The organism is Mesorhizobium sp. B3-1-9 (genome assembly GCF_006439595.1).
GTDB lineage: Bacteria > Pseudomonadota > Alphaproteobacteria > Rhizobiales > Rhizobiaceae > Mesorhizobium.
The window spans coordinates 103251-123721 of the sequence record NZ_VFTJ01000006.1; the positions used below are offsets into that span (position 1 = coordinate 103251).

Annotated in this window: 23 protein-coding genes; 2 read left to right on the forward strand and 21 right to left on the reverse strand. The window is 62.7% G+C overall.

Annotated features, from left to right (window positions below):
• Positions 1-91: 91 nt before the first annotated feature.
• The 14 genes from FJW07_RS13055 to FJW07_RS13120 form a co-directional block, all read right to left on the reverse strand.
• A complete protein-coding gene (locus FJW07_RS13055) occupies positions 92-1822 on the reverse strand; it encodes an ABC transporter substrate-binding protein (protein ID WP_140642813.1) in 1731 nt (576 codons plus the stop codon).
• Positions 1823-1898: 76 nt separating this feature from the next.
• On the reverse strand, positions 1899-2186 hold the full coding sequence (locus FJW07_RS13060) for a DUF2160 domain-containing protein (RefSeq protein WP_140782834.1): 288 nt from the start codon (positions 2184-2186) through the stop codon (positions 1899-1901).
• 3 nt (positions 2187-2189) lie between these two features.
• Positions 2190-3098, reverse strand: coding sequence for a carbohydrate ABC transporter permease (locus FJW07_RS13065; protein WP_140642818.1), 909 nt, complete (start codon positions 3096-3098; stop codon positions 2190-2192).
• A 1-nt stretch (position 3099) separates the two neighbouring features.
• Entirely contained in the window at positions 3100-3966 is an 867-nt protein-coding gene (locus FJW07_RS13070) for a sugar ABC transporter permease (RefSeq protein WP_140856836.1), read from the reverse strand.
• Positions 3967-5034, reverse strand: a complete 1068-nt coding sequence (locus FJW07_RS13075; protein ID WP_140856838.1) for an ABC transporter ATP-binding protein — start codon at positions 5032-5034, stop codon at positions 3967-3969.
• 10 nt (positions 5035-5044) lie between these two features.
• On the reverse strand, positions 5045-6124 hold the full coding sequence (locus FJW07_RS13080) for an ABC transporter ATP-binding protein (RefSeq protein WP_140856840.1): 1080 nt from the start codon (positions 6122-6124) through the stop codon (positions 5045-5047).
• Between the two features lie 39 nt (positions 6125-6163).
• On the reverse strand, positions 6164-7690 hold the full coding sequence (glpD, locus tag FJW07_RS13085; RefSeq protein WP_140856841.1) for a glycerol-3-phosphate dehydrogenase: 1527 nt from the start codon (positions 7688-7690) through the stop codon (positions 6164-6166).
• Between the two features lie 126 nt (positions 7691-7816).
• Complete coding sequence (locus tag FJW07_RS13090; RefSeq protein WP_140642832.1) at positions 7817-8584, reverse strand: DeoR/GlpR family DNA-binding transcription regulator; 768 nt, start codon at positions 8582-8584, stop codon at positions 7817-7819.
• A gap of 125 nt (positions 8585-8709) precedes the next feature.
• Positions 8710-10122, reverse strand: coding sequence for a pyridoxal-dependent decarboxylase (locus FJW07_RS13095; RefSeq protein WP_140856843.1), 1413 nt, complete (start codon positions 10120-10122; stop codon positions 8710-8712).
• 98 nt (positions 10123-10220) lie between these two features.
• Complete coding sequence (locus FJW07_RS13100) at positions 10221-10952, reverse strand: peptidase (RefSeq protein WP_140856845.1); 732 nt, start codon at positions 10950-10952, stop codon at positions 10221-10223.
• Between the two features lie 134 nt (positions 10953-11086).
• Positions 11087-11881 (reverse strand): transglutaminase family protein, encoded by a 795-nt coding sequence (locus FJW07_RS13105; RefSeq protein ID WP_140856847.1) that lies wholly within the window; start codon positions 11879-11881, stop codon positions 11087-11089.
• A gap of 21 nt (positions 11882-11902) precedes the next feature.
• Positions 11903-12844: an alpha-E domain-containing protein gene (locus tag FJW07_RS13110; protein ID WP_140856849.1), complete on the reverse strand. Its 942-nt coding sequence runs from the start codon at positions 12842-12844 to the stop codon at positions 11903-11905.
• Between the two features lie 122 nt (positions 12845-12966).
• Complete coding sequence (locus tag FJW07_RS13115) at positions 12967-14379, reverse strand: circularly permuted type 2 ATP-grasp protein (RefSeq protein ID WP_181181547.1); 1413 nt, start codon at positions 14377-14379, stop codon at positions 12967-12969.
• Between the two features lie 167 nt (positions 14380-14546).
• The gene (locus FJW07_RS13120; RefSeq protein WP_040995065.1) at positions 14547-14783 is read right to left on the reverse strand and encodes an Lrp/AsnC family transcriptional regulator; all 237 of its coding nucleotides are present in this window, start codon (positions 14781-14783) and stop codon (positions 14547-14549) included.
• Positions 14784-14999: 216 nt separating this feature from the next.
• Here FJW07_RS13120 and FJW07_RS13125 point away from each other — a divergent pair, with 216 nt between their 5' ends.
• The gene (locus FJW07_RS13125) at positions 15000-15419 is read left to right on the forward strand and encodes a DUF4864 domain-containing protein (RefSeq protein ID WP_140856851.1); all 420 of its coding nucleotides are present in this window, start codon (positions 15000-15002) and stop codon (positions 15417-15419) included.
• 84 nt (positions 15420-15503) lie between these two features.
• Here the strand turns inward: FJW07_RS13125 and tgt are convergent, their stop codons facing one another.
• The 7 genes from tgt to coaD form a co-directional block, all read right to left on the reverse strand.
• Positions 15504-16634, reverse strand: a complete 1131-nt coding sequence (tgt, locus tag FJW07_RS13130) for a tRNA guanosine(34) transglycosylase Tgt (RefSeq protein WP_140856852.1) — start codon at positions 16632-16634, stop codon at positions 15504-15506.
• Entirely contained in the window at positions 16627-16896 is a 270-nt protein-coding gene (locus tag FJW07_RS13135) for a hypothetical protein (RefSeq protein WP_140856854.1), read from the reverse strand. The genes tgt and FJW07_RS13135 overlap by 8 nt, the downstream gene beginning before the upstream one ends.
• On the reverse strand, positions 16886-17974 hold the full coding sequence (gene queA / locus FJW07_RS13140; protein WP_140856856.1) for a tRNA preQ1(34) S-adenosylmethionine ribosyltransferase-isomerase QueA: 1089 nt from the start codon (positions 17972-17974) through the stop codon (positions 16886-16888). The genes FJW07_RS13135 and queA overlap by 11 nt, the downstream gene beginning before the upstream one ends.
• Entirely contained in the window at positions 17974-18423 is a 450-nt protein-coding gene (locus tag FJW07_RS13145; RefSeq protein ID WP_140642855.1) for a DMT family transporter, read from the reverse strand. Before FJW07_RS13145 ends, queA begins: the two co-directional genes overlap by 1 nt.
• A 10-nt stretch (positions 18424-18433) precedes the next feature.
• A complete protein-coding gene (locus tag FJW07_RS13150; protein ID WP_140653014.1) occupies positions 18434-18946 on the reverse strand; it encodes a peptidylprolyl isomerase in 513 nt (170 codons plus the stop codon).
• A gap of 29 nt (positions 18947-18975) precedes the next feature.
• A complete protein-coding gene (locus FJW07_RS13155; protein ID WP_246672319.1) occupies positions 18976-19506 on the reverse strand; it encodes a peptidylprolyl isomerase in 531 nt (176 codons plus the stop codon).
• Positions 19507-19583: 77 nt separating this feature from the next.
• Positions 19584-20084 (reverse strand): pantetheine-phosphate adenylyltransferase, encoded by a 501-nt coding sequence (coaD, locus tag FJW07_RS13160; protein ID WP_140642862.1) that lies wholly within the window; start codon positions 20082-20084, stop codon positions 19584-19586.
• 191 nt (positions 20085-20275) lie between these two features.
• On the opposite strand from coaD, the gene FJW07_RS13165 reads away from it, so the two are divergent.
• Positions 20276-20428, forward strand: coding sequence for a hypothetical protein (locus FJW07_RS13165; protein ID WP_095765297.1), 153 nt, complete (start codon positions 20276-20278; stop codon positions 20426-20428).
• Positions 20429-20471 lie beyond the last annotated feature (43 nt).

Consider the following 20471-nt stretch of genomic DNA (forward strand, 5'->3'; position numbering starts at 1 on the left):
CCGCATCCTCCCACTTCTCATGCAACAGGGGAGACGGCAAAGCCGCCTCCCCCGCACTTCCTACATGGGCAAGCACGCCCGCGTCATGCAGTTACTGCTGCTGCCAGCTCTTCACCAGTTCGTCGTAGTTGATGGTGATTGGCTTTTCCTTCTCGTTCTCGATCTTCAACTGAGGCGCGAGATTGCCTTTCTTGACCGCGTCGGCGTTCCAGTAGGCGAGGTCATGCTCTTCGGCCATCTTCGGGCCGATATCGCCCTGGACGCCCGACTTCTCGATGCGGCTCATGACCTTTTCCTGCTCGGCGCAGAGCGAGTCCATCGCTTCCTGAGCCGACTTGGCGCCGGACGAGGCATCGCCGATCGCCTGCCACCAGAGCTGCGCCAGCTTCGGATAGTCAGGCACGTTGGTACCCGTCGGCGACCACTGGACGCGGGCCGGCGAACGATAGAACTCGATCAGGCCGCCGAGCTTCGGAGCGCGCTCGGTGAAGCTCTTGTCGTGGATCGTGCTCTCGCGGATGAAGGTCAGGCCGACATGGCTCTTCTTCACGTCGACCGTTTTCGAGGTGACGAACTGCGCATAAAGCCAGGCCGCCTTGGCGCGATCGTCCGGCGTCGATTTCATCAGCGTCCAGGAACCCACGTCCTGATAGCCGAGCTTCATGCCGTCCTTCCAGTAGACGCCATGCGGCGACGGCGCCATGCGCCACTTCGGCGTGCCGTCGTCGTTCAGCACCGCCTTGGCGCCGGCGTCGACCATCGAAGCGGTGAAGGCGGTGTACCAGAAGATCTGCTGCGCGACCGCGCCCTGCGCCGGCACCGGGCCGGATTCGGAGAAGGTCATGCCCTGGGCTTCCGCCGGAGCGTAGGCCTTCAGCCAGTCGAGATATTTCTGGATCGAGTAGACCGCCGCCGGGCCGTTGGTGTCGCCGCCACGCGCCGTGCAGGAGCCGACAGGGCGCGAATTCTCGTCGACCTTGATGCCCCATTCGTCGACGGGCAGGCCGTTCGGAATGCCCTTGTCGCCATTGCCGGCCATGGACAGCCAGGCGTCGGTGAACCGCCAGCCGAGCGACGGGTCCTTCTTGCCGTAGTCCATATGGCCGTAGACCTTCTTGCCGTCGATCTCGCGGCCGGTGAAGAATTCGGCGATGTCCTCATAAGCCGACCAGTTGACGGGAACGCCTAGGTCGTAGCCGTATTTGGCCTTGAAGTCGGCCTTGTTCTTCTCGTCGTTGAACCAGTCGTAGCGGAACCAGTAGAGGTTGGCGAACTGCTGGTCGGGGAGCTGATAGAGCTTCTTGTCGGGCGCCGTCGTGAACGAGGTGCCGATGAAGTCCTTCAGGTCGAGGTTCGGATTGGTGACGTCCTTGCCTTCATTCGCCATCCAGTCGGTCAGGTTGCGCACCTGCTGGTAGCGCCAGTGCGTGCCGATCAGGTCGGAATCGTTGACCCAGCCGTCATAGAGGTTCTGTCCCGTCTGCATCTGGGTCTGGATCTTTTCGACGACGTCGCCTTCCTGGATGACGTCATGCGTGACCTTGATGCCGGTGATGGCGGAGAAGGCCGGCGCCAGCACCTGTGACTCGTATTGGTGCGTGGCGATGGTTTCCGAGACGACCTTGATGTCCATGCCGGCGAACGGCTTGGCTGCGTCGATGAACCACTGCATTTCCTTTTCCTGGTCGGCGCGTGAAAGCGTCGACAGGTCGCCTATCTCCTTGTCGAGAAAGGCTTTTGCCTCGTCCATACCGGCATAGGCGTTGCCCACGCCGAGCAATAGGGCTAGGGCGGTCGTCGATGTTAGAAATTGCCGTCGCATGTGTCTCCTCCAGTCTTAGGTTTCGAGTGCATTCCGGGGCGGCCGCCAGCACGCGGCCGCTCCGGCTATTCCCCCTCTATACGTATCGGACCACGCCAACGGCGTAGACCACGGAGAGAGCGAGAGCCCACCACAGGTTGGGTCCTACCAGACCCAGCCAAGCGAGATGGATGAAGGCGCTGCCAAGCAGCGACAGGAACAAACGATCGCCGCGCGTCGTCTCGAAGCGCAGCACGCCGACGCGCGGATTGCCGCCGGGCGAGACATATTCCCAAACGCCCATGCCGCAGAGCATCAGCGCGATGACGATGAAGAAAGCAGCCGTCGGCCATGTCCACGCCATCCAGGAGAAGTCGAGGTTCATGGCTTAGACCCTCCCCAGGGCAAAGCCCTTGGCGATATAATTTCGCACGAACCAGATCACCAAAGCACCGGGGATCAGTGTCAGCACGCCAGCGGCGGCGAGCAGGCCCCAATCCATGCCGGCGGCAGAGACGGTGCGGGTCATGGTGGCGGCGATGGGCTTGGCGTCGGTCGTGGTCAGCGTGCGCGCGATCAGGAGCTCCACCCACGAGAACATGAAGCAGAAGAAGCAGGCGACGCCGATACCGCTCGCGATCAGCGGCATGAAGATCTTCACGAAAAAGCGCGGGAAGGAATAGCCGTCGATATAGGCTGTTTCGTCGATCTCCTTCGGCACGCCGGACATGAAGCCTTCGAGGATCCACACCGCCAGCGGCACGTTGAACAGGCAGTGCGCCAGCGCCACGGCGATATGGGTGTCGATCAGGCCGAACGCCGAATAGAGCTGGAAGAACGGCAGCGCGAACACCGCCGGCGGCGCCATGCGGTTGGTCAAAAGCCAGAAGAACAAATGCTTGTCGCCAAGGAAGCGGTAGCGCGAGAAGGCGTAGGCCGCCGGCAGCGCCACCGCCACCGATATCACCATGTTCATCACCACATAGGTGATCGAGTTGATATAGCCCGAATACCAGGACGGGTCGGTGAAGATGGTGCGATAGTTCGCCAGTGTCGGATTATGCGGGAACAGCGTCAGCGACGACACGATCTCCGCGTTGGTCTTGAAGCTCATGTTGATGAGCCAGTAGATCGGCAGCAGGATAACGATGATGTAGACCGTCGGCACGATCCACCACCAGCGCGATTCCTCGCCGCGGCGGCGCATCAGCCTCGCCACCTCGTCCTGCGACAGCGCGCTGCCCACTTCGGTGACCGCCGTCTCGCTCACGCGCGTCGTCTCGTTGGCGCCCGCCATCTCAGCGCTCCGCGTCGTAATTGGTCATCACGGTGTAGAACACCCACGACAACAACAGGATGATCAGGAAGTAGACCAGCGACATTGCCGCCGCCGGACCGAGGTCGAACTGGCCGAGGGCAGTCTTGACGAGGTCGATCGACAGGAAGGTGGTCGAATTGCCGGGGCCGCCGCCGGTGACGACGAAGGGCTCGGTATAGATCATGAAGCTGTCCATGAAACGCAACAGCACGGCGATCAGCAGCACACGCTGCATCTTGGGCAGCTGGATGTAGCGGAACACCGCCCAGCGCGAGGCGCCGTCGATCTTGGCCGCCTGGTAGAAGGCATCGGGAATCGAGACCAGGCCGGCGTAGCAAAGCAGCACGACCAGGCTGGTCCAGTGCCAGACATCCATGATGATGACGGTGACCCAGGCGTCGATCGGATCCTGGACGTAGTTGTAGTCGATGCCAAGCGCATTGACGTAATAGCCGAGCAGGCCGATGTCGTTGCGGCCGAAGACCTGCCAGATCGTGCCGACGACGTTCCACGGGATCAACAGCGGCAGCGCCATCAGCACCAGGCAGACCGGCACGCCCCAGCCCTTCTTCGGCATGTTGAGCGCGATGAAGATGCCGAGCGGCACCTCGATCGCCAGGATGATGAAGGAGAAGATCAGGTTGCGCACCATCGCTTCCCAGAAGCGGTCGGAGTGCAGCAATTCCTCGAACCATTCGGTCCCGGCCCAGAAGAAGACGTTGTTGCCGAACGTGTCTTGCACCGAATAGTTGACGACGGTCATAAGCGGGATGACGGCCGAGAACGCCACCAGCACCAGCACCGGCAGAACAAGGAACCAGGCCTTGTTGTTCCAGGTCTTGTCCATCTACGCCCCCATCTCGACGCGCCAGGAATCGGCATAGATGTTGATGCCGGCCGGATCGAAGCGGACTTTCGGTTCGGCAGGCACCTCGTCGTCCTCGCCGATCACCGCGGCAATCTCCCTGCCTTCCAGGTTGGCGCGCACGACCTTGTGGCGGCCGACGTCCTCGACCTTGGAGACCTGCACCGCCATGCCCTCGCGGCCGAGCCGCACATATTCGGGCCGGATGCCGAGCTCGACGGCGCCGGCTTCGGCCTTGGGCACGCCGGGCAATTCGATGCGCTGCGCGCCGAGCGTCGCCGTTCTGCCTTCCAGCGCAACCGGCAGCACGTTCATGCCCGGCGAGCCGATGAAATAGCCGACAAAAGTGTGTCGCGGGCGCTCGAAGAGCTCGGCCGGCGAGCCGATCTGGACGATCTCGCCGTCATACATGACCACGACGCGGTCGGCGAAAGTCAGCGCTTCGGTCTGATCGTGCGTGACATAGACCATGGTGTAGCCGAAGCGCCGATGCAGCTGCTTCAACTGCGAGCGCAGCACCCACTTCATATGCGGGTCGATCACCGTCAGCGGCTCATCGAACAGGATGGCGTTGACGTCCGAGCGCACCAGGCCGCGCCCAAGCGAGATCTTCTGCTTCTGGTCGGCGGTGAGCCCGCGCGCCTTCTTCTTTGCCAGCGAAGCGAGATCGATCATGTCGAGCGTCTCGCGCACCTTGCGGTCGACGTCCGTCTCCGGCACGCGGCGGTTGCGCAGCGGGAAAGCCAGATTGTCGTAGACGGTCATGGTGTCGTAGATGACCGGAAACTGGAACACCTGCGCGATGTTGCGTTCCTGCGTCGACAGATTGGTGACGTCACGGCCGTTGAACAAAAGCTTGCCGTGCGAGGGATGCAGCAAGCCGGAAATGATGTTGAGCAGAGTGGTCTTGCCGCAGCCCGATGGCCCAAGCAGTGCGTAGGCGCCGCCATCCTCGAAGGTGTGGTGCACTTCCTTCAGCGCGAAATCGGAATCCTTCTGCGGGTTGGGCAGGTAGGAATGACGAATATGGTTGACCTCGATGCGCGCCATCGTTTGCTCCTCACGCCGCCAGCTTCGACGCCGTCACGGCGCGGCCGTTCTGGTCGAACACCATGATGTGGCGCGGATCGATGAACACCTCGACCTCGTCGTCCGTCTCGAAATCGAGAATGCCATGCGCAAGCATGACCCAGCGCGCATCGGCGAAATCGAGATGGACGAAGCTTTCCGAGCCGGTGATCTCGGTGATGGTGACCTTCGCCCGCACCGGCACAGCGGAAGCGTTCGGCCGCTCCAGCGACAAATGATGCGGCTGGAAGCCGATCGTGTAGCTGGCGTCCGCAATGCCGTTGAGTTCCGTCGGCACCGGCAACTTGACGCCGCCTTCGAGCAGGAAATCCGCCCCCTTCTTGGAGAGCACGATGGTGTTGAGCGGCGGATCGGCGAAGGTCCGCGCCGTCACCAGGTCGAGCGGCTTGCGGAACACTTCGACCGTCGGGCCGAATTGTGTGACGCGGCCTTCCGAAAGCGTCGCCGTGTTGCCGCCGAGCAAAAGCGCCTCGTGCGGCTCTGTCGTCGCATAAACGAAGATGGTGCCGGCGGCGGCAAAAATTTTCGGCAGCTCCGCGCGCAATTCCTCGCGAAGCTTGTAGTCGAGATTGGCCAAAGGCTCGTCGAGCAGCACCAGGCTGGCATTCTTGACGATGGCGCGGGCAAGCGCGGTGCGTTGTTGCTGGCCGCCGGACAGGTTGAGCGGCGTGCGGTCGAGATAGGGCGTGAGCTTCAAAAGCGCCGCCGCGTTGCGCACCTCCTTGTCGATCTTCGCCTGATCGAGGCCGGCCACCCGCAGCGGCGAGGCGATGTTCTCGTAGACGGTCATCGCCGGGTAATTGATGAACTGCTGGTAGACCATGGCGACATTGCGCTTCTGCACCTTCTGTCCGGTGACGTCCTTGCCATCGAACCAGACCGAGCCGGAAGTCGGCGCGTCGAGGCCTGCCATCAGTCGCATCAGGCTGGTCTTGCCGGAAAGCGTCGGCCCGAGGAGCACGTTCAGCGAGCCGTGCTGAAGCGTCAGCGACACGTCGCGGATATGCTCCTGCGCGCCGACGGTCTTCGTCACGTTCCTCAGTTCCAGCATCACGCCTCCTCCCAGGCCTTGCGCATCAGCGGTCGATCCTCATTCCGCCGCAGCCACATGGCGGCTGCTCAGTCCGCGCATGAATTCTTCCAATGCGGCCGTCTGCTCGCGGCTGAAATGCAGGCCGCGCTTGGTGCGGCGCCACAGCACGTCCTCGGCGGTGACCGCCCATTCGTTTTCGGCCAGATAGCGAACTTCCACCTCGAAAAGGTCGGCGCCGAAATTGCGGCCGAGATCGGCATTCGACTTGGCGAGCCCGAGCAATTTCTCCGCCCGCGTGCCATAAAGCCGGGTGAAGCGGCGCGCCAGCCGCTGGTCGAGGAACGGATAGGCGTTCTTCAGCCTGGCGACCTGGGCATCGAAGCCGGTCGCGGCGAAATCGCCGCCGGGCAGCGGCGCGTCATGCGTCCACGGCCTGCCGCGCTTGCCGAGAAAACCTTCGATCTTCTCAAGCATCGATTCCGCCAGTCGGCGGAAGGTCGTGATCTTGCCGCCGAAAGCGTTGAGCAAGGGGGCTGCGCCCTCCCCGCCATCGGCCTTCAGCACATAATCGCGCGTCGCCTCCTGCGCCTTGGAGGCGCCGTCGTCATAGAGCGGGCGCACCGCCGAATAGGTCCAGACGATGTCGGAGCGCTTCACCGGCTGCGCGAAATATTCGCTTGCCGCGGCGCACAGATAGTCGATCTCGGTGTCGGAGATCTTCACGTCGTGCGGATCGCCCGGATAATCGCGGTCGGTGGTGCCGATCAGCGTGAATTCTTCCTCGTAAGGAATGGCGAAGATGATGCGGCCATCCTTGTTCTGGAAGAAATAGGCGCGCGGATCGTCGAACTTCCTATGGATGACGATGTGGCTGCCTTGCACGAGGCGGACATTGTGGACGTCGTTCTGGCCGACGGCGGTCGAGAGCACGTGATCGACCCAAGGGCCGGCGGCGTTGACGAGAAGCCGCGCGCGAACCTCCTCGATTTCACCGGTAAGCACATTCTGCACTTTTATGGTCCAAAGCGCACCGTCGCGCCGCGCACCGACGACCTTGGTGCGGGTGCGGATAACGGCGCCCCGATCTGCCGCGTCGCGGGCGTTCAGCGCCACCAGGCGCGCGTCGTTGACCCAACCGTCCGAATATTCGAAAGCCTTGCGGAACAATGGCTTGAGCGGCTTGCCTGCCGGATCGCGGGCCATATCCAGCGTCTTCGTCGCCGGCAGCAGCTTGCGCCCGCCGATATGATCGTAAAGGAACAATCCCAGCCGGATCAGCCAGGCGGGCCTGAGGCCTTTGGCATAAGGCAGAACGAAGCGCATCGGCCAAATGATATGCGGCGCGTTCTTCCACAGAACCTCGCGCTCCATCAGCGCCTCACGCACCAGCCGGAACTCGTAGAATTCGAGGTAGCGAAGGCCGCCATGGATGAGCTTGGTCGAGCCCGACGAGGTTCCGCTGGCGAGATCGTTCATCTCGGCGAGGTATACCGAAAACCCACGACCAACGGCGTCTCGGGCTATGCCGCAGCCATTGATGCCGCCGCCGATGACGAAAATGTCATGGATCGGAGATGCGTCCAAGGAATCCTCCAACGATTTCGCATTGCACCATTTTTGTGTTTTACGAAACCGTGGCGGAATTATTTCGAACTCAAACCGAATGTCAAACGAAATATCACAGCTGCGTGAGCAAGCCGCGATGCGCGCCTATTCGAGCGCTGTCTCAAGCAGCCGGACCTCGGTTTCCTCGCAAATCTTGCGGATCGACGGGATCTCGCAACGATCGGTGATGAAGGTATTCACCTGCGAAAGATGGCCAATCCGAACCGGCGCCGTGCGCTCGAATTTCGTCCGGTCGGAGACCAGGATGACGTGGCGCGCATTCGCGATGATGGCCTGCGCCACCTTCACCTCGCGGAAATCGAAGTCGAGCAGCGCGCCGTCATGATCGATCGCCGAGGCGCCGATGACGGCGTAATCGACCTTGAACTGGCGGATGAAATCGACGGCCGCCTCGCCTACGATGCCGCCGTCGGAACCGCGCACCACGCCGCCGGCGATCACCACCTCGATCGTCGGGTAGATGCGCATCCTATTGGCAACGTTGATGTTATTGGTGATGACCATAAGCCCGTTATGGTCGAGCAGCGCCTTGCTGACGGCCTCGGTGGTGGTGCCGATATTGATGAACAGCGAGGCATTGTCAGGGATCAGCCGCGCCGCCGCGCTGCCGATCGCCTCCTTCTCGTCGGCGGCAATCTTGCGCCTTGCCTCGTACTCCATGTTTTCGATGCCGGACGGGAACAGCGCACCGCCATGGATGCGGGTCAGCAGCCGCTGATCGCACAGATCGTTGAGGTCCTTGCGGATGGTCTGCGGCGTCACATTGAAATGCGTCGCCAGGTCGTCGACCAGCACCCGGCCATGGTCTTTCGCCATCTGGATGATCTCGGCATGGCGTGGCGAAAGAAACATCGCGCGTCCTCCATTTTCGTTTTTTCCGTCTATATCGGAAAACGAAAGCGAAGAAAAGGCATAAGCCGGCTAACGAAAATCACCTGATTGCAAAAGGCAATCCAGTGCGGAACACGCCTGCTGCTTCAGGATAGACGCCGCGCAATCTCGGTTATGACGTCGAACGCCGCGTCGACATCGGCTGCCGTCGCCTCGAACTGCCCCGCCTGAAAGCGGATCGCCACGCGCCCGTCGACCCGCGTCTGCGTGAGATAGATGCGGCCATCGGTGTTGATGGCGTCGACCAGACGTAGATTGTGCTCGTCAGCATCGATGCCGGGTGCCGCGCGATGCCGGAACGAGAAAAGCGACAGCATCGGCTCGCTGCTGAGCTCGAAATCCGCCTCCCTGGCCAGCCGCGCGGCAAGCCCTTCGCTCCAGGCGACATGGTTGCGGATCATGTTGCGCAACCCTTCGAGACCGTGGGCACGCAGCAGGAACCAGAGCTTGAGCGCCCGGAAGCGGCGCCCGAGCGGCACCGACCATTCCGAATAGTTGATGATGCCGTCATGGCCTCGGGTTTTCAGATAGTCCGGCTTGATCGCCAGCGTGCGCACCAGGTCTTCCGGCTGACGCACGAACTGGATCGAGCAGTCGAACTGCGCACCCAGCCACTTATGCGGATTGAAGACGATGGAATCGGCGCCTTCGACGCCGGTCCAGAATTGCCGGTATTCCGGGCAGATCATCGCCGATCCGGCCCAGGCGGCGTCGACGTGCAGGTAGAGCCCATGCCGATTCGCGACGGCGGCTACCGCCGCGATGTCGTCTGTGCCGCCGGTGCTGGTGCCGCCGACGCAGGCGATGATGCCGGCCGGCAGAAGGCCGGCCTTGCGATCGGCAACGATCGCAGCCTCGAGCGCCGCCGTGTCCATGGCGCGAAAACGTCCGCCGACCGGGATGCGGATGAGGTTTTCCTCGCCGATGCCGGAAACCCAGATGGCGCGGTCGATCGAGGTATGGACCTGGTCGGAGGAGTAGACGCGAAGCTTTGCCTGCCCGGCCAACCCTTTTTTGTTTCCCTGCCAGTCAAGCGCCCGCTCGCGCATGGTGAGCACCGCGGCAAGCGTCGCCGACGAGGCCGAATCCTGGATCACGCCGGCAAAGCCCTCGGGCAGGCCGAGCGCCTGGCGCATCCAGTCGACGACGCGCGTCTCGAGCTCGGTCGCCGCCGGCGAGGTCTGCCACAGCATGCATTGCGCGGCCATCGCCGAGACCAGATATTCCGCCACGACCGACACCGGCGCCGCATTGGCCGGGAAATAGGCGAAGAAACGCGGGTGCTGCCAATGCGTCATGCCCGGCACGATCTTTTCTTCGAAGTCGGCGAAGATCTTGTCCATCGGCTCGGGCATTTCGGGCGGCGAAACCTCGATGCTCCTGAAAATCTCGCCCGGCGCGATCGCCGGCCGCACCGGACGCTCGCGCAGGCCGGCGCGGTAATCGGCGCCCCAATCGGCTGCCCGCCTCGACCAGTCGCGGAATTCCTCATTGTCCATAATTTCCTCCCAGCAGCCGCCCATGTCGGCTAACCGAACCGCTCTCAATTTTGCTTAACATGTTAAATATATTAAGGCAACGGCTGGATCGAAAGGCCCTACCCCGGAAAATCCGGCAGGTTTGAAAAGGCCAGTTTCAGCGCGCTGGACCAGCCATCCGAAATGGTGCGGTAGTAAGGATCGTCATGGCCGATCCGCTGGTTCAGCCCCACCTTGAACGCATCCTGTTCCATGAACAGAAGATCGAGCGGCAGCCCGACCGAAAGGTTGGATTTCAGCGTCGAGTCGAAGGATACCAGCAACAGCTTCACCGTCTCCGCCAGGCTCATTGTCCGGTCATAGGCACGGATGATGATCGGCTTGCCGTATTTCGTCTCGCCGATCTGGAAGAAGGGCGTGTCGTCGGTCGATTCGATGAAATTGCCTTCCGGATAGATCATGAATAGCCTGGGCGGGCTGCCCTTGATCTGACCGCCGAGGATGAAGGAAGCATTGAAATAGGCGTCCGCCTTCTCGCCGTCGGGCGACGCATGCGCGATCGCTTCCTTGACCGTATCGCCGACCAGCCGCACCGTCTGGTACATGGACGGGGTCTCGAGCAGCTTCCCATGGCGGTCGCCGACCGCCTTGTTGCGCTCGTCGAGCAGGCTGACGACGGCCTGCGTCGTGGCAAGGTTGCCCGCCGACATCAGCACGATGACGCGCTCGCCGGGCTGTTCCCACACATGCATCTTCTTGAAGGTCGATATCGAATCCATGCCGGCATTGGTGCGCGTGTCCGACATGAACACGAGCCCGCGATCGATCTTGAGGCCGACGCAATAGGTCATGGTCGCTCTTCTGCGAAAGCAGTTCCAGGAAAAACGTGTAGCGGTTTTCCGTCTGGAATTGCGTGAAAACAAAGAGATAGAGCGGTTCAGCGATTCTATCAAACGCTGAACCGGTCTGGCGATTGCGGCGCAGATTACTGCTCTACCGTGACGGTCACGGCAAGCTTCTCTTGCGCCTGCCCCAGCAATACCCCCGACACCGGCGAGGCATCGCGATAGTCGCGCCCCGTCGCCACCCGCACATAGCGTTCGTCGGGAGAGATACCGTTCGCCGGGTCGAAGGACACCCATCCGAGCCCGACGACATAGGCCTCGGCCCAGGCATGGCTTGCCGCCTGCTCGACGGCAGCATCCATCATCAGGTAGCCGCTGATATAGCGGGCGGGAAAACCAAGCGCGCCCGCCGCGGCGATGAAGATATGGCTATGGTCCTGGCAGACGCCGGATTTCAACGCGAGCGCCTCCTCCGCCGGCGTCACGACGCTGGTGGTGCCTGGCCTGTAGGCGACGCGTTCGCCGATAGCGCCCATCAGCCGGTGCAGTCGCTCGATCTCGGTGCCCTGTCCGACCGCGCCGGCCAATTCGCGGATGCGCTCGCCGGCAGTGGTGAGCTGCGTCTGCTGTGCGAACAGCCAGAGCGGCGCAAAGCCCTGATGCGGGCCCGTCACGCCCGCCGTATCATGCGTGGTCACGTCTCCGGTGGCCTCGACGGTGATCGAGTTCTGGCCGCTCTCGGCGCTCACCAGCCGCGTGTCGTTGCCGAAATGGTCGGTGAAGCGCACCTCCTCGCGCGCGCCTTCTACCTTGATCGCCCAGGAGTCGACGGTCTGCGTACGCCCGCTGGAAGGCAGCAGACGCAGCCGCTGCAGCAGATACTGCACCGGCTGATCGTAGCGGTACTCGGTGCGATGGGTGATCTTGAGCCGCATAGCGCTCGCCCTCGGCTTTGCTCAATAGAACCGGTAGTCCTGGGCGATCTCGTCGCCCAGCCTGGTGTTGTCGCGAATGAACTCGGCTAGGAACTCGTGCAAGCCGTGGTCGAATATGTCCTTGATCGACCCTCTCTTGAGCAATGCCTGGATCTTCTCGGCCGTGGCATGGCAGGCATGGCGCTCACCATAATCGTCGGCGAGGAATTTCAGATGCTCGCCAAGGAAGCGATAGCAGAAGGTCAACGAGCGCGGCATGCGCACGTTGAGGATCAGATAGTCGGCGATGTTCGTCGGCTTGTAGTCGGCTTCGTAAACCCAGCGATAGGAGCGGTGTGCCGACACCGAGCGCAGGATCGACTCCCACTGATAATTGTCCAGCGTCGAGCCGACCCAGGACAGCGAAGGCAAGAGCACGTAATATTTCACGTCGAGGATGCGAGCCGTGTTGTCGGCGCGCTCGACATAGGTGCCGAGTTGCGAGAAATCGAAAATCTCGTTGCGCAGCATCGTGCCGTAGAACGAACCGCGGATCAGCGCCGTCTCGCGCTTGATGGCATCGAGCACCGTCGGCAGGTCGCGTTCGTCGATCGGCCTCGCCAGCATGCGCTTCAGCGACATCCAGGCTTCGTTGATGCTTTCCCAGGTCTCGCGCGTCAGCGCCGTGCGCACCATGCGGGCATTGTTGCGCGCCGTCTCGATCGACGACATCGTGCTCGACGGGTTCGAAGTGTCGCGCAGCAGGAAGTCGGAGACGTTGGCGGCGGTGTAGTCTTGGGATTTCCGGCTGAAGGCGATGTCCGAGCCGGCGCTGAGCAGCACCGAGTTCCATTCCTCCGAAGCGCTCTGCGTGCGCGTCAGTGCCATGCGCAATCCCGCGTCGACCAGGCGCGCCATGTTTTCGGCCCGCTCGATATAGCGGTTCATCCAGTAGAGACCGTTTGCGGTGCGGCCGAGAAGCATGTCAGGCCCTTCGGGTTAGCGAATAGGGAATAGGGAGTAGTGAGTAGTGAATTTTCGAACTTCGACCGAATGTGGCATTGCTCTTCCCCTACTGACTACTGACTATTCCCTACTCACTCATCTCAATCATCCAGCACCCAAGTGTCTTTCGTGCCGCCGCCTTGCGAAGAGTTCACCACCAACGAGCCTTGCTTCAGCGCGACACGCGTCAAGCCGCCCGGCACGATCTGGATACGATCCGAAACCAGCACATAAGGCCTGAGGTCGACATGGCGCGGCGACAGGCCCTTCTCGGTCAGGATCGGGCAGGTCGACAGCGCCAGGGTCGGCTGGGCGATGTAGTTCGAGGGCTTCGCCTGCAGCTTCTTGGCAAACTCCTGGCATTCCTTCTTGGTCGCCGCCGGGCCGACCAGCATGCCGTAGCCGCCGGAGCCGTGCACTTCCTTGATGACGAGCTCGCCGATGTGCTCGAGCACATATTTGAGGCTGTCCGGTTCCGAACAGCGCCAGGTCGGGATGTTGCCGAGGATCGCCTTGCGGCCGGTGTAGAACTCGACGATCTCCGGCATGTAGGAATAGATCGCCTTGTCGTCGGCGATGCCGGTTCCCGGCGCGTTGGCGATGGTGATGTTGCCGGCGCGGTAGACATCCATGATGCCGGGCACGCCGAGCGCGGAATCCGGCCGGAAGGTCAGCGGATCGAGGAAGTTGTCGTCGACGCGCCGGTAGAGCACATCGATCTGCTTGTAGCCCTCGGTCGTGCGCATCGCCACATGGCCGTCGACGACGCGCAGATCCTGCCCTTCGACGAGTTGCACGCCCATCTGGTCGGCGAGGAAGGCGTGCTCGAAATAGGCCGAGTTGTAGGAGCCCGGCGTCAGCACCGCGATGGTCGGCGCGCCCTTGCTGCTTTGCGGCCGCACCGCGGCGAGCGACTGGCGCAAAAGCTGCGGGTAGTTCTCGACCGGCCGGACCTTGATCTTCTGGAACAGCTCCGGAAAAAGCTGCATCATCGTCTCGCGGTTCTCCAGCATGTAGGAGACGCCGGACGGCGTGCGGGCGTTGTCCTCCAGCACATAGAACTCGTTCTCCGAGATACGGACGATATCGACACCGATGATGTGGGTGTAGACGCCGGCCGGCGGCCTCACCCCGATCATCTCAGGCAGGAAGGCCTCGTTCTTCGCGACAAGCTCCCTCGGCACGCGCCCGGCGCGCAGAATCTCCTGGCGGTGGTAGATGTCGTCGAGAAAGGCGTTCAGCGCCTGCACGCGCTGTTCGATGCCTTGCGTCACCCGGCGCCATTCCTGGCCGGAGAGGATGCGCGGGACGATGTCGAAGGGGATCAGCCGCTCGGACGCCTCCTGCTCGCCATAGACGGCAAAGGTGATGCCGGTCTTGCGGAAGACGCGCTCGGCGTCCTGCATTTTCTGGGTAAGCCTGGCCGGGTCCTGCTCCTTCAGCCAGCGATCGTAAGCCTCATAAGGTCTTCTCAATCCGGAGACTTCCGGAAGCATTTCGTCGAACGCTGCCAATCGCGTACTCCCCTCTGGACCATTTCACTGGCCTCGCCGGAGAAAATCAAGCGCAATCGGTGATTTAAGACGCGATGACGGCCGCTCTATGCGAATTGCCTAAATTTAAGGCATGAGCGGCAAGGCCGGGTCAGTTGCTGCTGCCCGGCGGGGCATCGCCAGGTCCGTCAAAACGCCCGGAAGGTCACGATCGTGAAGGTGTCCTTGATTCCAGGCAGAATCTGCACCCGCTCGTTGACGAAGTGGCCAACGTCTTCCTCGTCGTCGATATAGAATTTGGCGAGCAGGTCGTAGTTGCCGGCGGTCGAGTAGATCTCGGAAGCGATCTCGGCATCGGCAAGCGCGCTGGCGACCTCATAGGACTTGCCCAGGTCGCACTTGATCTGCACGAAAAATGCCTTCATTGCCCGGTCCTGCCAGCCTGCTTCACGATTAAGCGGCCCTTGTGGCAGACTGCCGCCCGGCTTTCAAGCATCAGCCGGCGCGCGCCGTTCTTGACGACTGCCTAAGCAGGGCGCTCCGGCGTCGAAACGGCGAAATCTTACGAAGGGATGAAACCGCCGGGCATCGAAGCGCGTATGTTAGATTGCATTCGCCAAGCGAGTTCCGGGAGGCAGGCCATGCGCCGCGTATTGTTCGCACTAGCTCTTGTTCCGATGTGGATAGCCTCGCTTGCCTTTGCCGGCGATGCCGAGATCAAGACCGCGCAGGCAGTCATCGACAGCCAGTTGAAAGCCTTCATCGCCGATGACGGCGCCACCGCCTACAGCTTCGCCGCGCCGAACGTGAAGCAGATCTTTCCGACCGTGGATACCTTCATGAACATGGTGACGAAGGGCTACGCGCCGGTGCGCAAGCCCCAGTCCTATTCCTTCGGCAAGGTCGAGCAGACCGGGCCGGGCTCGATCGTCCAGCAGGTGCTGATCGTCGGACCCGACGGCAAGGACTATGAGGCGGTCTACACGCTGCAGCAGCAGGCGGACGGCAGTTTCAAGATCACCGGCTGCAGCCTGCGCGCCTCGACTTCGGTCAGCACCTGAGCAATTCCAGGAAAAGTGTGAGCGGTTGGGCTCGGCGTCTTCGCCGTGGCCTTCCGTCCGGAATTGCGCCAGAACAATGCGGCGTCATAGCGCCCGGATATCGCCCCTCGCCCAGCCCTCAGTGATCTCCGCCGCCCGCGTCTCAAAAGCCTGCGCCTCGATGGCCGCCCGGATGTCCTGCATCAGCCTCTGATAATAGGACAGGTTGTTCCAGGTCAGCAGCATGGCGCCGAGCGCTTCCTGCGAGCGCACCAGGTGATGCAGGTAGGCGCGCGAATAATCGCGCGCGGCCGGGCAGTCGCTTTCTTCGTCGAGCGGCCGCGGATCGTCGGCATGCCGGGCGTTCCTGAGATTGACCTTGCCGCGCCGCGTGTAGGCAAGACCATGGCGGCCGGCGCGGGTCGGCATCACGCAGTCGAACATGTCGATGCCGCGCGCTACCGATTTCAGGATATCGTCCGGCGTGCCGACGCCCATCAGGTAGCGCGGCTTGGCGGCCGGCAGTTCCGGGCAGGTGATGTCGAGCATCTCCAGCATCACCGACTGCGGCTCGCCGACCGCCAGCCCGCCGACGGCATAGCCTTTGAGGTCCATCTCCTTCAGCGCTTGAGCGGAGTGCACACGCAAGGCCGCGCTGTCGCCGCCCTGGACGATGCCGAACATCGCCTTGCCCGGCTGGTCGCCGAACGCGGTCTTGCAGCGTTCGGCCCAGCGCAGCGACAATTCCATGGCGCGCTCGATCTCCTTGGGCTTGGCCGGAAGTGCGGTGCATTCGTCGAGCTGCATCTGGATGTCCGAATCGAGCAGACCCTGGATCTCGATCGACCGTTCCGGTGACATTTCGTAGGGCGCGCCGTCGATATGCGAGCGGAAGGTGACGCCCTGTTCGGTCAGCTTTCTCAGCTTCGACAGCGACATGACCTGGAAGCCGCCGCTGTCAGTCAGGATCGGATATGGCCAGCGGGCGAACTCGTGCAGGCCGCCGAGCCGGGCCACGCGCTCGGCGCCGGGGCGCAGCATCAGATGGTAGGTGTTGCCGAGGATGATGTCGGCGCCGACGCCGCGCACCTGGTCCATATACATGGCCTTGACTGTGCCGCCGGTGCCGACCGGCATGAAGGCCGGCGTGCGGATTTCGCCGCGCGGCATCGAGGCAAGGCCACGCCTGGCCTTGCCGTCGCTGGCAAGCACCTTGAAGGAAAAAGTCTCAGCCATTGAATTCCTTGTCGTGCAGCGGCGCGCCGGGCGCCTGCTCGTCGAGCGACTGCCGGTAGCGGATGCAGCCGCGCATGAATTTCGGCCATGGCGGCACGGCGATCGCAGGTTCGGTCTTTTCCGGCAAAAGGTCCCAGAGGTCGGGGTGATGCCAGCACAGATCATGCCCGGTCGTGTCGCGATGTGCGCGGATGCCGGCGCGCAGCTTCTTCACCTCGGCGATCAGCCTATCGCGGTCCATGCCGTCGAGATCATCGTCCATCGCTCGTCTCCGCCCGGTAAAGCAGGCTGGCATCGCCATAGGAATAGAACCTGTAACGGTTCTCGATGGCATGCGCATAGGCCGAACGCATCGTCTCCAGCCCGCTGAAGGCCGAGACCAGCATGAACAGCGTCGAGCGCGGCAGATGGAAATTGGTCATCAGCATGTCGGCCGTGCGGAAGCGATAGCCGGGCGTGATGAAGATGTCGGTGGGACCGGACCAGGGCTCGATCCTGCCGTCGCTGCGCGCTGCGCTCTCAAGCAAGCGCAGCGACGTCGTGCCGACGCAGATGATCCGCCCTCCCCGTGCCTTGGCCGCGTTGAGCGCTGCCGCCGTTTCCGGACTTACCGAGCCCGTCTCGGCATGCATCTTGTGGTCGGCCGTGTCGTCGGCCTTCACCGGTAAAAAAGTGCCGGCGCCGACATGCAGCGTGACGAAGCGGCGCTCGATGCCCTTGGCGTCCAGCGCGGTAAACAGCTCCGGCGTGAAATGCAGGCCGGCGGTGGGGGCAGCGACCGCGCCCTCTTCCCGGGCATAGATGGTCTGGTAGTCGGCGCGGTCGCGCTCGTCGTCGTCGCGCTTCGAGGCGATATAGGGCGGCAGCGGAATATGGCCGACGGCATGCAGCGCCTCGTCGAGGAACTGTCCGGAAAGGTCGAAACCGAGCAGCGCCTCGCCCGCCTCGCCCTTTTCGAGCACCGTGGCGTCGAGCTGGCCGAGGAAGCAGGAATTGCCGTCATGGCCGAAATGGATGCGGTCGCCGGCGGCGATGCGCTTGCCCGGCCGCATGAAGGCCTGCCAGCGATCCGGCGCCACCCGCATGTGCAGCGTCGCCTCGACCTGCGCCACCGCCTCGCCGCGCCTGCGCATGCCCTTCAGCTGCGCTGGGATGACCTTGGTGTCGTTGAACACCAGCACGTCGCCTTCGCGAAGCAGCGGCGGCAATTCGCCGACAAGGCGGTCTTGCGGCGTCTCGCCCGGTTTGACGACCAGGAGCCTGGCGCTGTCGCGCGGCTCAGCCGGGCGAAGCGCGATGCGCTCTTCCGGCAGATCGAAGTCGAACAGGTCGACGCGCATCAGTAGAGCCGAATGAGCAGCGCCCCGGCAAGCAAGAGCACAGCGCCGGCGACACGGCCAAGCGAGATTTCGCGCACCGCCACGCCAAGGAAGCCGGCGCGGTCGATCAGCATGCCGGCGATCAGCTGGCCGGCGACCAGGAAGGCCATCAGCGCCGCGGCGCCGATACGTGGCGTGAGGATCGTCGACAGCGTCACATAGAAGCCGCCGAGCATACCGCCGGCGACGAACAGCCATGGCGCCGGCGCCTTCCAGTCGAGCTCGATGCCCTGCAGCCTCACCACCGAGATGGAGATGATGCCAAGCACGATGGCGCCGGACAGGAAGGAGAACGCCGCGGCGGCCACGGGAAGGCCGAGGCCGCGCGCCAATTGCGAATTGATCGGCGCTTGGATGGCGATGAAGGCGCCGGACAGGATGCCAAGCAGGGACCAGACAGCGCCCATCATCGTTCCGCCCTTACTTGACGTCTGCCGCGACTTTCAGCGAGACGATCTTGTCGGGATCCTGCACAGGCTCGCCGCGCTTGATCTTGTCGACATTCTCCATGCCTTCGATGACCTGGCCCCACACCGTGTACTGGCGGTTGAGGAAGGCGGCATCGTCGAAGCAGATGAAGAACTGCGAATTCGCCGAATTCGGGTTCTGGGCTCTAGCCATCGAGCAGGCGCCGCGTCCGTGATTGGCGTTGGAGAATTCGGCCTTCAGGTCCGGCTTGTCGGAGCCGCCCATGCCCGCGCGCGACGGCGCATAGGTAGGCTTGCTCGAATTGCCGAACTTGACGTCGCCGGTCTGCGCCATGAAGCCGTCGATGACGCGGTGGAACACCACGCCGTCATAGGCGCCTTCGCGCGCCAGCTCCTTGATGCGGGCGACGTGGCCGGGCGCCAATTCAGGATACATTTCGATGACGACCTGTCCCTTGGTCGTTTCCAGGATGAGCGCGTTCTCGCGGTCCTTGATCTCAGCCATGTCACAAAATCCTTTTGAAAATGAGGAGGTTATTTGCCGTCGGCGGCGATGCGAACCTTGATCATCCGGTCGGGGTCGGTGACCGTGCCGTTGTCGGCCTCGTCGCCCTTCTTGATCTTGTCGACGAGGTCCATGCCGCCGACCACCTTGCCGACGATGGTGTACTGGCCGTCGAGGTTCGGCGCCGGCGCGAACATGATGAAGAATTGCGAGTTCGCCGAATTCGGATCCTGCGAGCGGGCCATGCCGATCACGCCGCGCGTGAACTGCTCGCTCTGCGAGAACTCGGCCGGCAGGTCGGGAAGATCGGAACCGCCGGTGCCGACGGCTTCGGGGTTGAAGCCCTTCTTCATATTGCCGAATTTGACATCGCCGGTCTGCGCCATGAAGCCGTCGATGACGCGATGGAAGGCGACGTTGTCATAGGCGCCGTCGCGCACCAGCTTCTTGATCTGCGCGACGTGCTTGGGCGCCAGGTCGGGACGCAACGCGATGGTCACGTCGCCGTCCTTCAGCGTGATGATCATGGTGTTTTCCTTGTCGGCGGCGACGGCCGGCATGGATGCCGCGAAAAGGCCGGCAAGCACGACGAGGAACGAAGCGAGCTTCTTCAGCTGCATAGGAATCTCCGGAAAGCCTATTTGGTGAACTTGGCGGTGAGAGCGCCGGCGACGGCCGCTGGCACGAAAGGACGGATGTCGCCGCCCATCGACGCAATCTGGCGCACAAGTGTGGCGGTAATGGTGCGCACGGACGGGCTGGCGGGCAGAAAAACCGTCTGCAACTCCGGCGCCATCGTCTCGTTCATGCCCGCCATCTGCATTTCGTAATCGAGGTCGGTGCCGTCGCGCAGCCCCCGGATCATGATCGAGGCGCCGTGCTTGCGGGCCGCGTCGATGACAAGGCCGTCAAAGGAAACGACCTTGATGCGACCGCCGTCACGGCCGAACTCGGCCTTGGTTGCCGCCTCGATCAGTTCCACGCGTTCCTCGAAGGAAAACAACGGCTTCTTGCCCGGATGGGTGCCGATCGCCGCATAGACGGTGTCGGCCACCGCCAGTGAGGCCTTGAGCACGTCGAGATGGCCGTTGGTCAGCGGGTCGAAGGAGCCGGCATAAAGGGCGGTGCGTTCGGTCATGGCAGGCTTCTAGCGAGCCTCTCGAACAAAGGCAAATCCCATCGATTGCCCGGCCGTGAACCTTTCCGCGGCGATGAACGACAGATGAATGCGACGATCACGAACGTTTCACGCAGCGTTCACTAAGTTGCCGCTTCAAGGGATGAAACCAAATCCCCATGTCATCGTTGTAAGTCCAGGAGAACACGCAGATGCTGATCTACATGCTTGCCACTGCAATGACCATCGTGATGCTGATCGCGACCGCATTCGGGTTGCATCAGGAAGCAGCGCGGGTGCGCGTCAAGGCCAACACCAAGCGGCTCGATGGTTTCGCCCATCGCAACGTCTACCGCCGCCACTGATCCCCACCATGACCGAGCCGGCCCAAAGGGCCGGTTAAGCCGG

What these genes read in the sequence shown, in the direction of transcription:
- FJW07_RS13055 (WP_140642813.1), bottom strand. Translation starts at nt 1,822, where the DNA reads ATGCGACGGCAATTTCTAACATCGACGACCGCCCTAGCCCTATTGCTC.
- FJW07_RS13060 (WP_140782834.1), bottom strand. Translation starts at nt 2,186, where the DNA reads ATGAACCTCGACTTCTCCTGGATGGCGTGGACATGGCCGACGGCTGCT.
- FJW07_RS13065 (WP_140642818.1), bottom strand. Translation starts at nt 3,098, where the DNA reads ATGGCGGGCGCCAACGAGACGACGCGCGTGAGCGAGACGGCGGTCACC.
- FJW07_RS13070 (WP_140856836.1), bottom strand. Translation starts at nt 3,966, where the DNA reads ATGGACAAGACCTGGAACAACAAGGCCTGGTTCCTTGTTCTGCCGGTG.
- FJW07_RS13075 (WP_140856838.1), bottom strand. Translation starts at nt 5,034, where the DNA reads ATGGCGCGCATCGAGGTCAACCATATTCGTCATTCCTACCTGCCCAAC.
- FJW07_RS13080 (WP_140856840.1), bottom strand. Translation starts at nt 6,124, where the DNA reads ATGCTGGAACTGAGGAACGTGACGAAGACCGTCGGCGCGCAGGAGCAT.
- FJW07_RS13090 (WP_140642832.1), bottom strand. Translation starts at nt 8,584, where the DNA reads ATGTTTCTTTCGCCACGCCATGCCGAGATCATCCAGATGGCGAAAGAC.
- FJW07_RS13095 (WP_140856843.1), bottom strand. Translation starts at nt 10,122, where the DNA reads ATGGACAATGAGGAATTCCGCGACTGGTCGAGGCGGGCAGCCGATTGG.
- FJW07_RS13100 (WP_140856845.1), bottom strand. Translation starts at nt 10,952, where the DNA reads ATGACCTATTGCGTCGGCCTCAAGATCGATCGCGGGCTCGTGTTCATG.
- FJW07_RS13105 (WP_140856847.1), bottom strand. Translation starts at nt 11,881, where the DNA reads ATGCGGCTCAAGATCACCCATCGCACCGAGTACCGCTACGATCAGCCG.
- FJW07_RS13110 (WP_140856849.1), bottom strand. Translation starts at nt 12,844, where the DNA reads ATGCTTCTCGGCCGCACCGCAAACGGTCTCTACTGGATGAACCGCTAT.
- FJW07_RS13120 (WP_040995065.1), bottom strand. Translation starts at nt 14,783, where the DNA reads ATGAAGGCATTTTTCGTGCAGATCAAGTGCGACCTGGGCAAGTCCTAT.
- FJW07_RS13125 (WP_140856851.1), top strand. Translation starts at nt 15,000, where the DNA reads ATGCGCCGCGTATTGTTCGCACTAGCTCTTGTTCCGATGTGGATAGCC.
- tgt (WP_140856852.1), bottom strand. Translation starts at nt 16,634, where the DNA reads ATGGCTGAGACTTTTTCCTTCAAGGTGCTTGCCAGCGACGGCAAGGCC.
- FJW07_RS13135 (WP_140856854.1), bottom strand. Translation starts at nt 16,896, where the DNA reads ATGGACGATGATCTCGACGGCATGGACCGCGATAGGCTGATCGCCGAG.
- queA (WP_140856856.1), bottom strand. Translation starts at nt 17,974, where the DNA reads ATGCGCGTCGACCTGTTCGACTTCGATCTGCCGGAAGAGCGCATCGCG.
- FJW07_RS13145 (WP_140642855.1), bottom strand. Translation starts at nt 18,423, where the DNA reads ATGATGGGCGCTGTCTGGTCCCTGCTTGGCATCCTGTCCGGCGCCTTC.
- FJW07_RS13150 (WP_140653014.1), bottom strand. Translation starts at nt 18,946, where the DNA reads ATGGCTGAGATCAAGGACCGCGAGAACGCGCTCATCCTGGAAACGACC.
- FJW07_RS13155 (WP_246672319.1), bottom strand. Translation starts at nt 19,506, where the DNA reads ATGCCGGCCGTCGCCGCCGACAAGGAAAACACCATGATCATCACGCTG.
- coaD (WP_140642862.1), bottom strand. Translation starts at nt 20,084, where the DNA reads ATGACCGAACGCACCGCCCTTTATGCCGGCTCCTTCGACCCGCTGACC.
- FJW07_RS13165 (WP_095765297.1), top strand. Translation starts at nt 20,276, where the DNA reads ATGCTGATCTACATGCTTGCCACTGCAATGACCATCGTGATGCTGATC.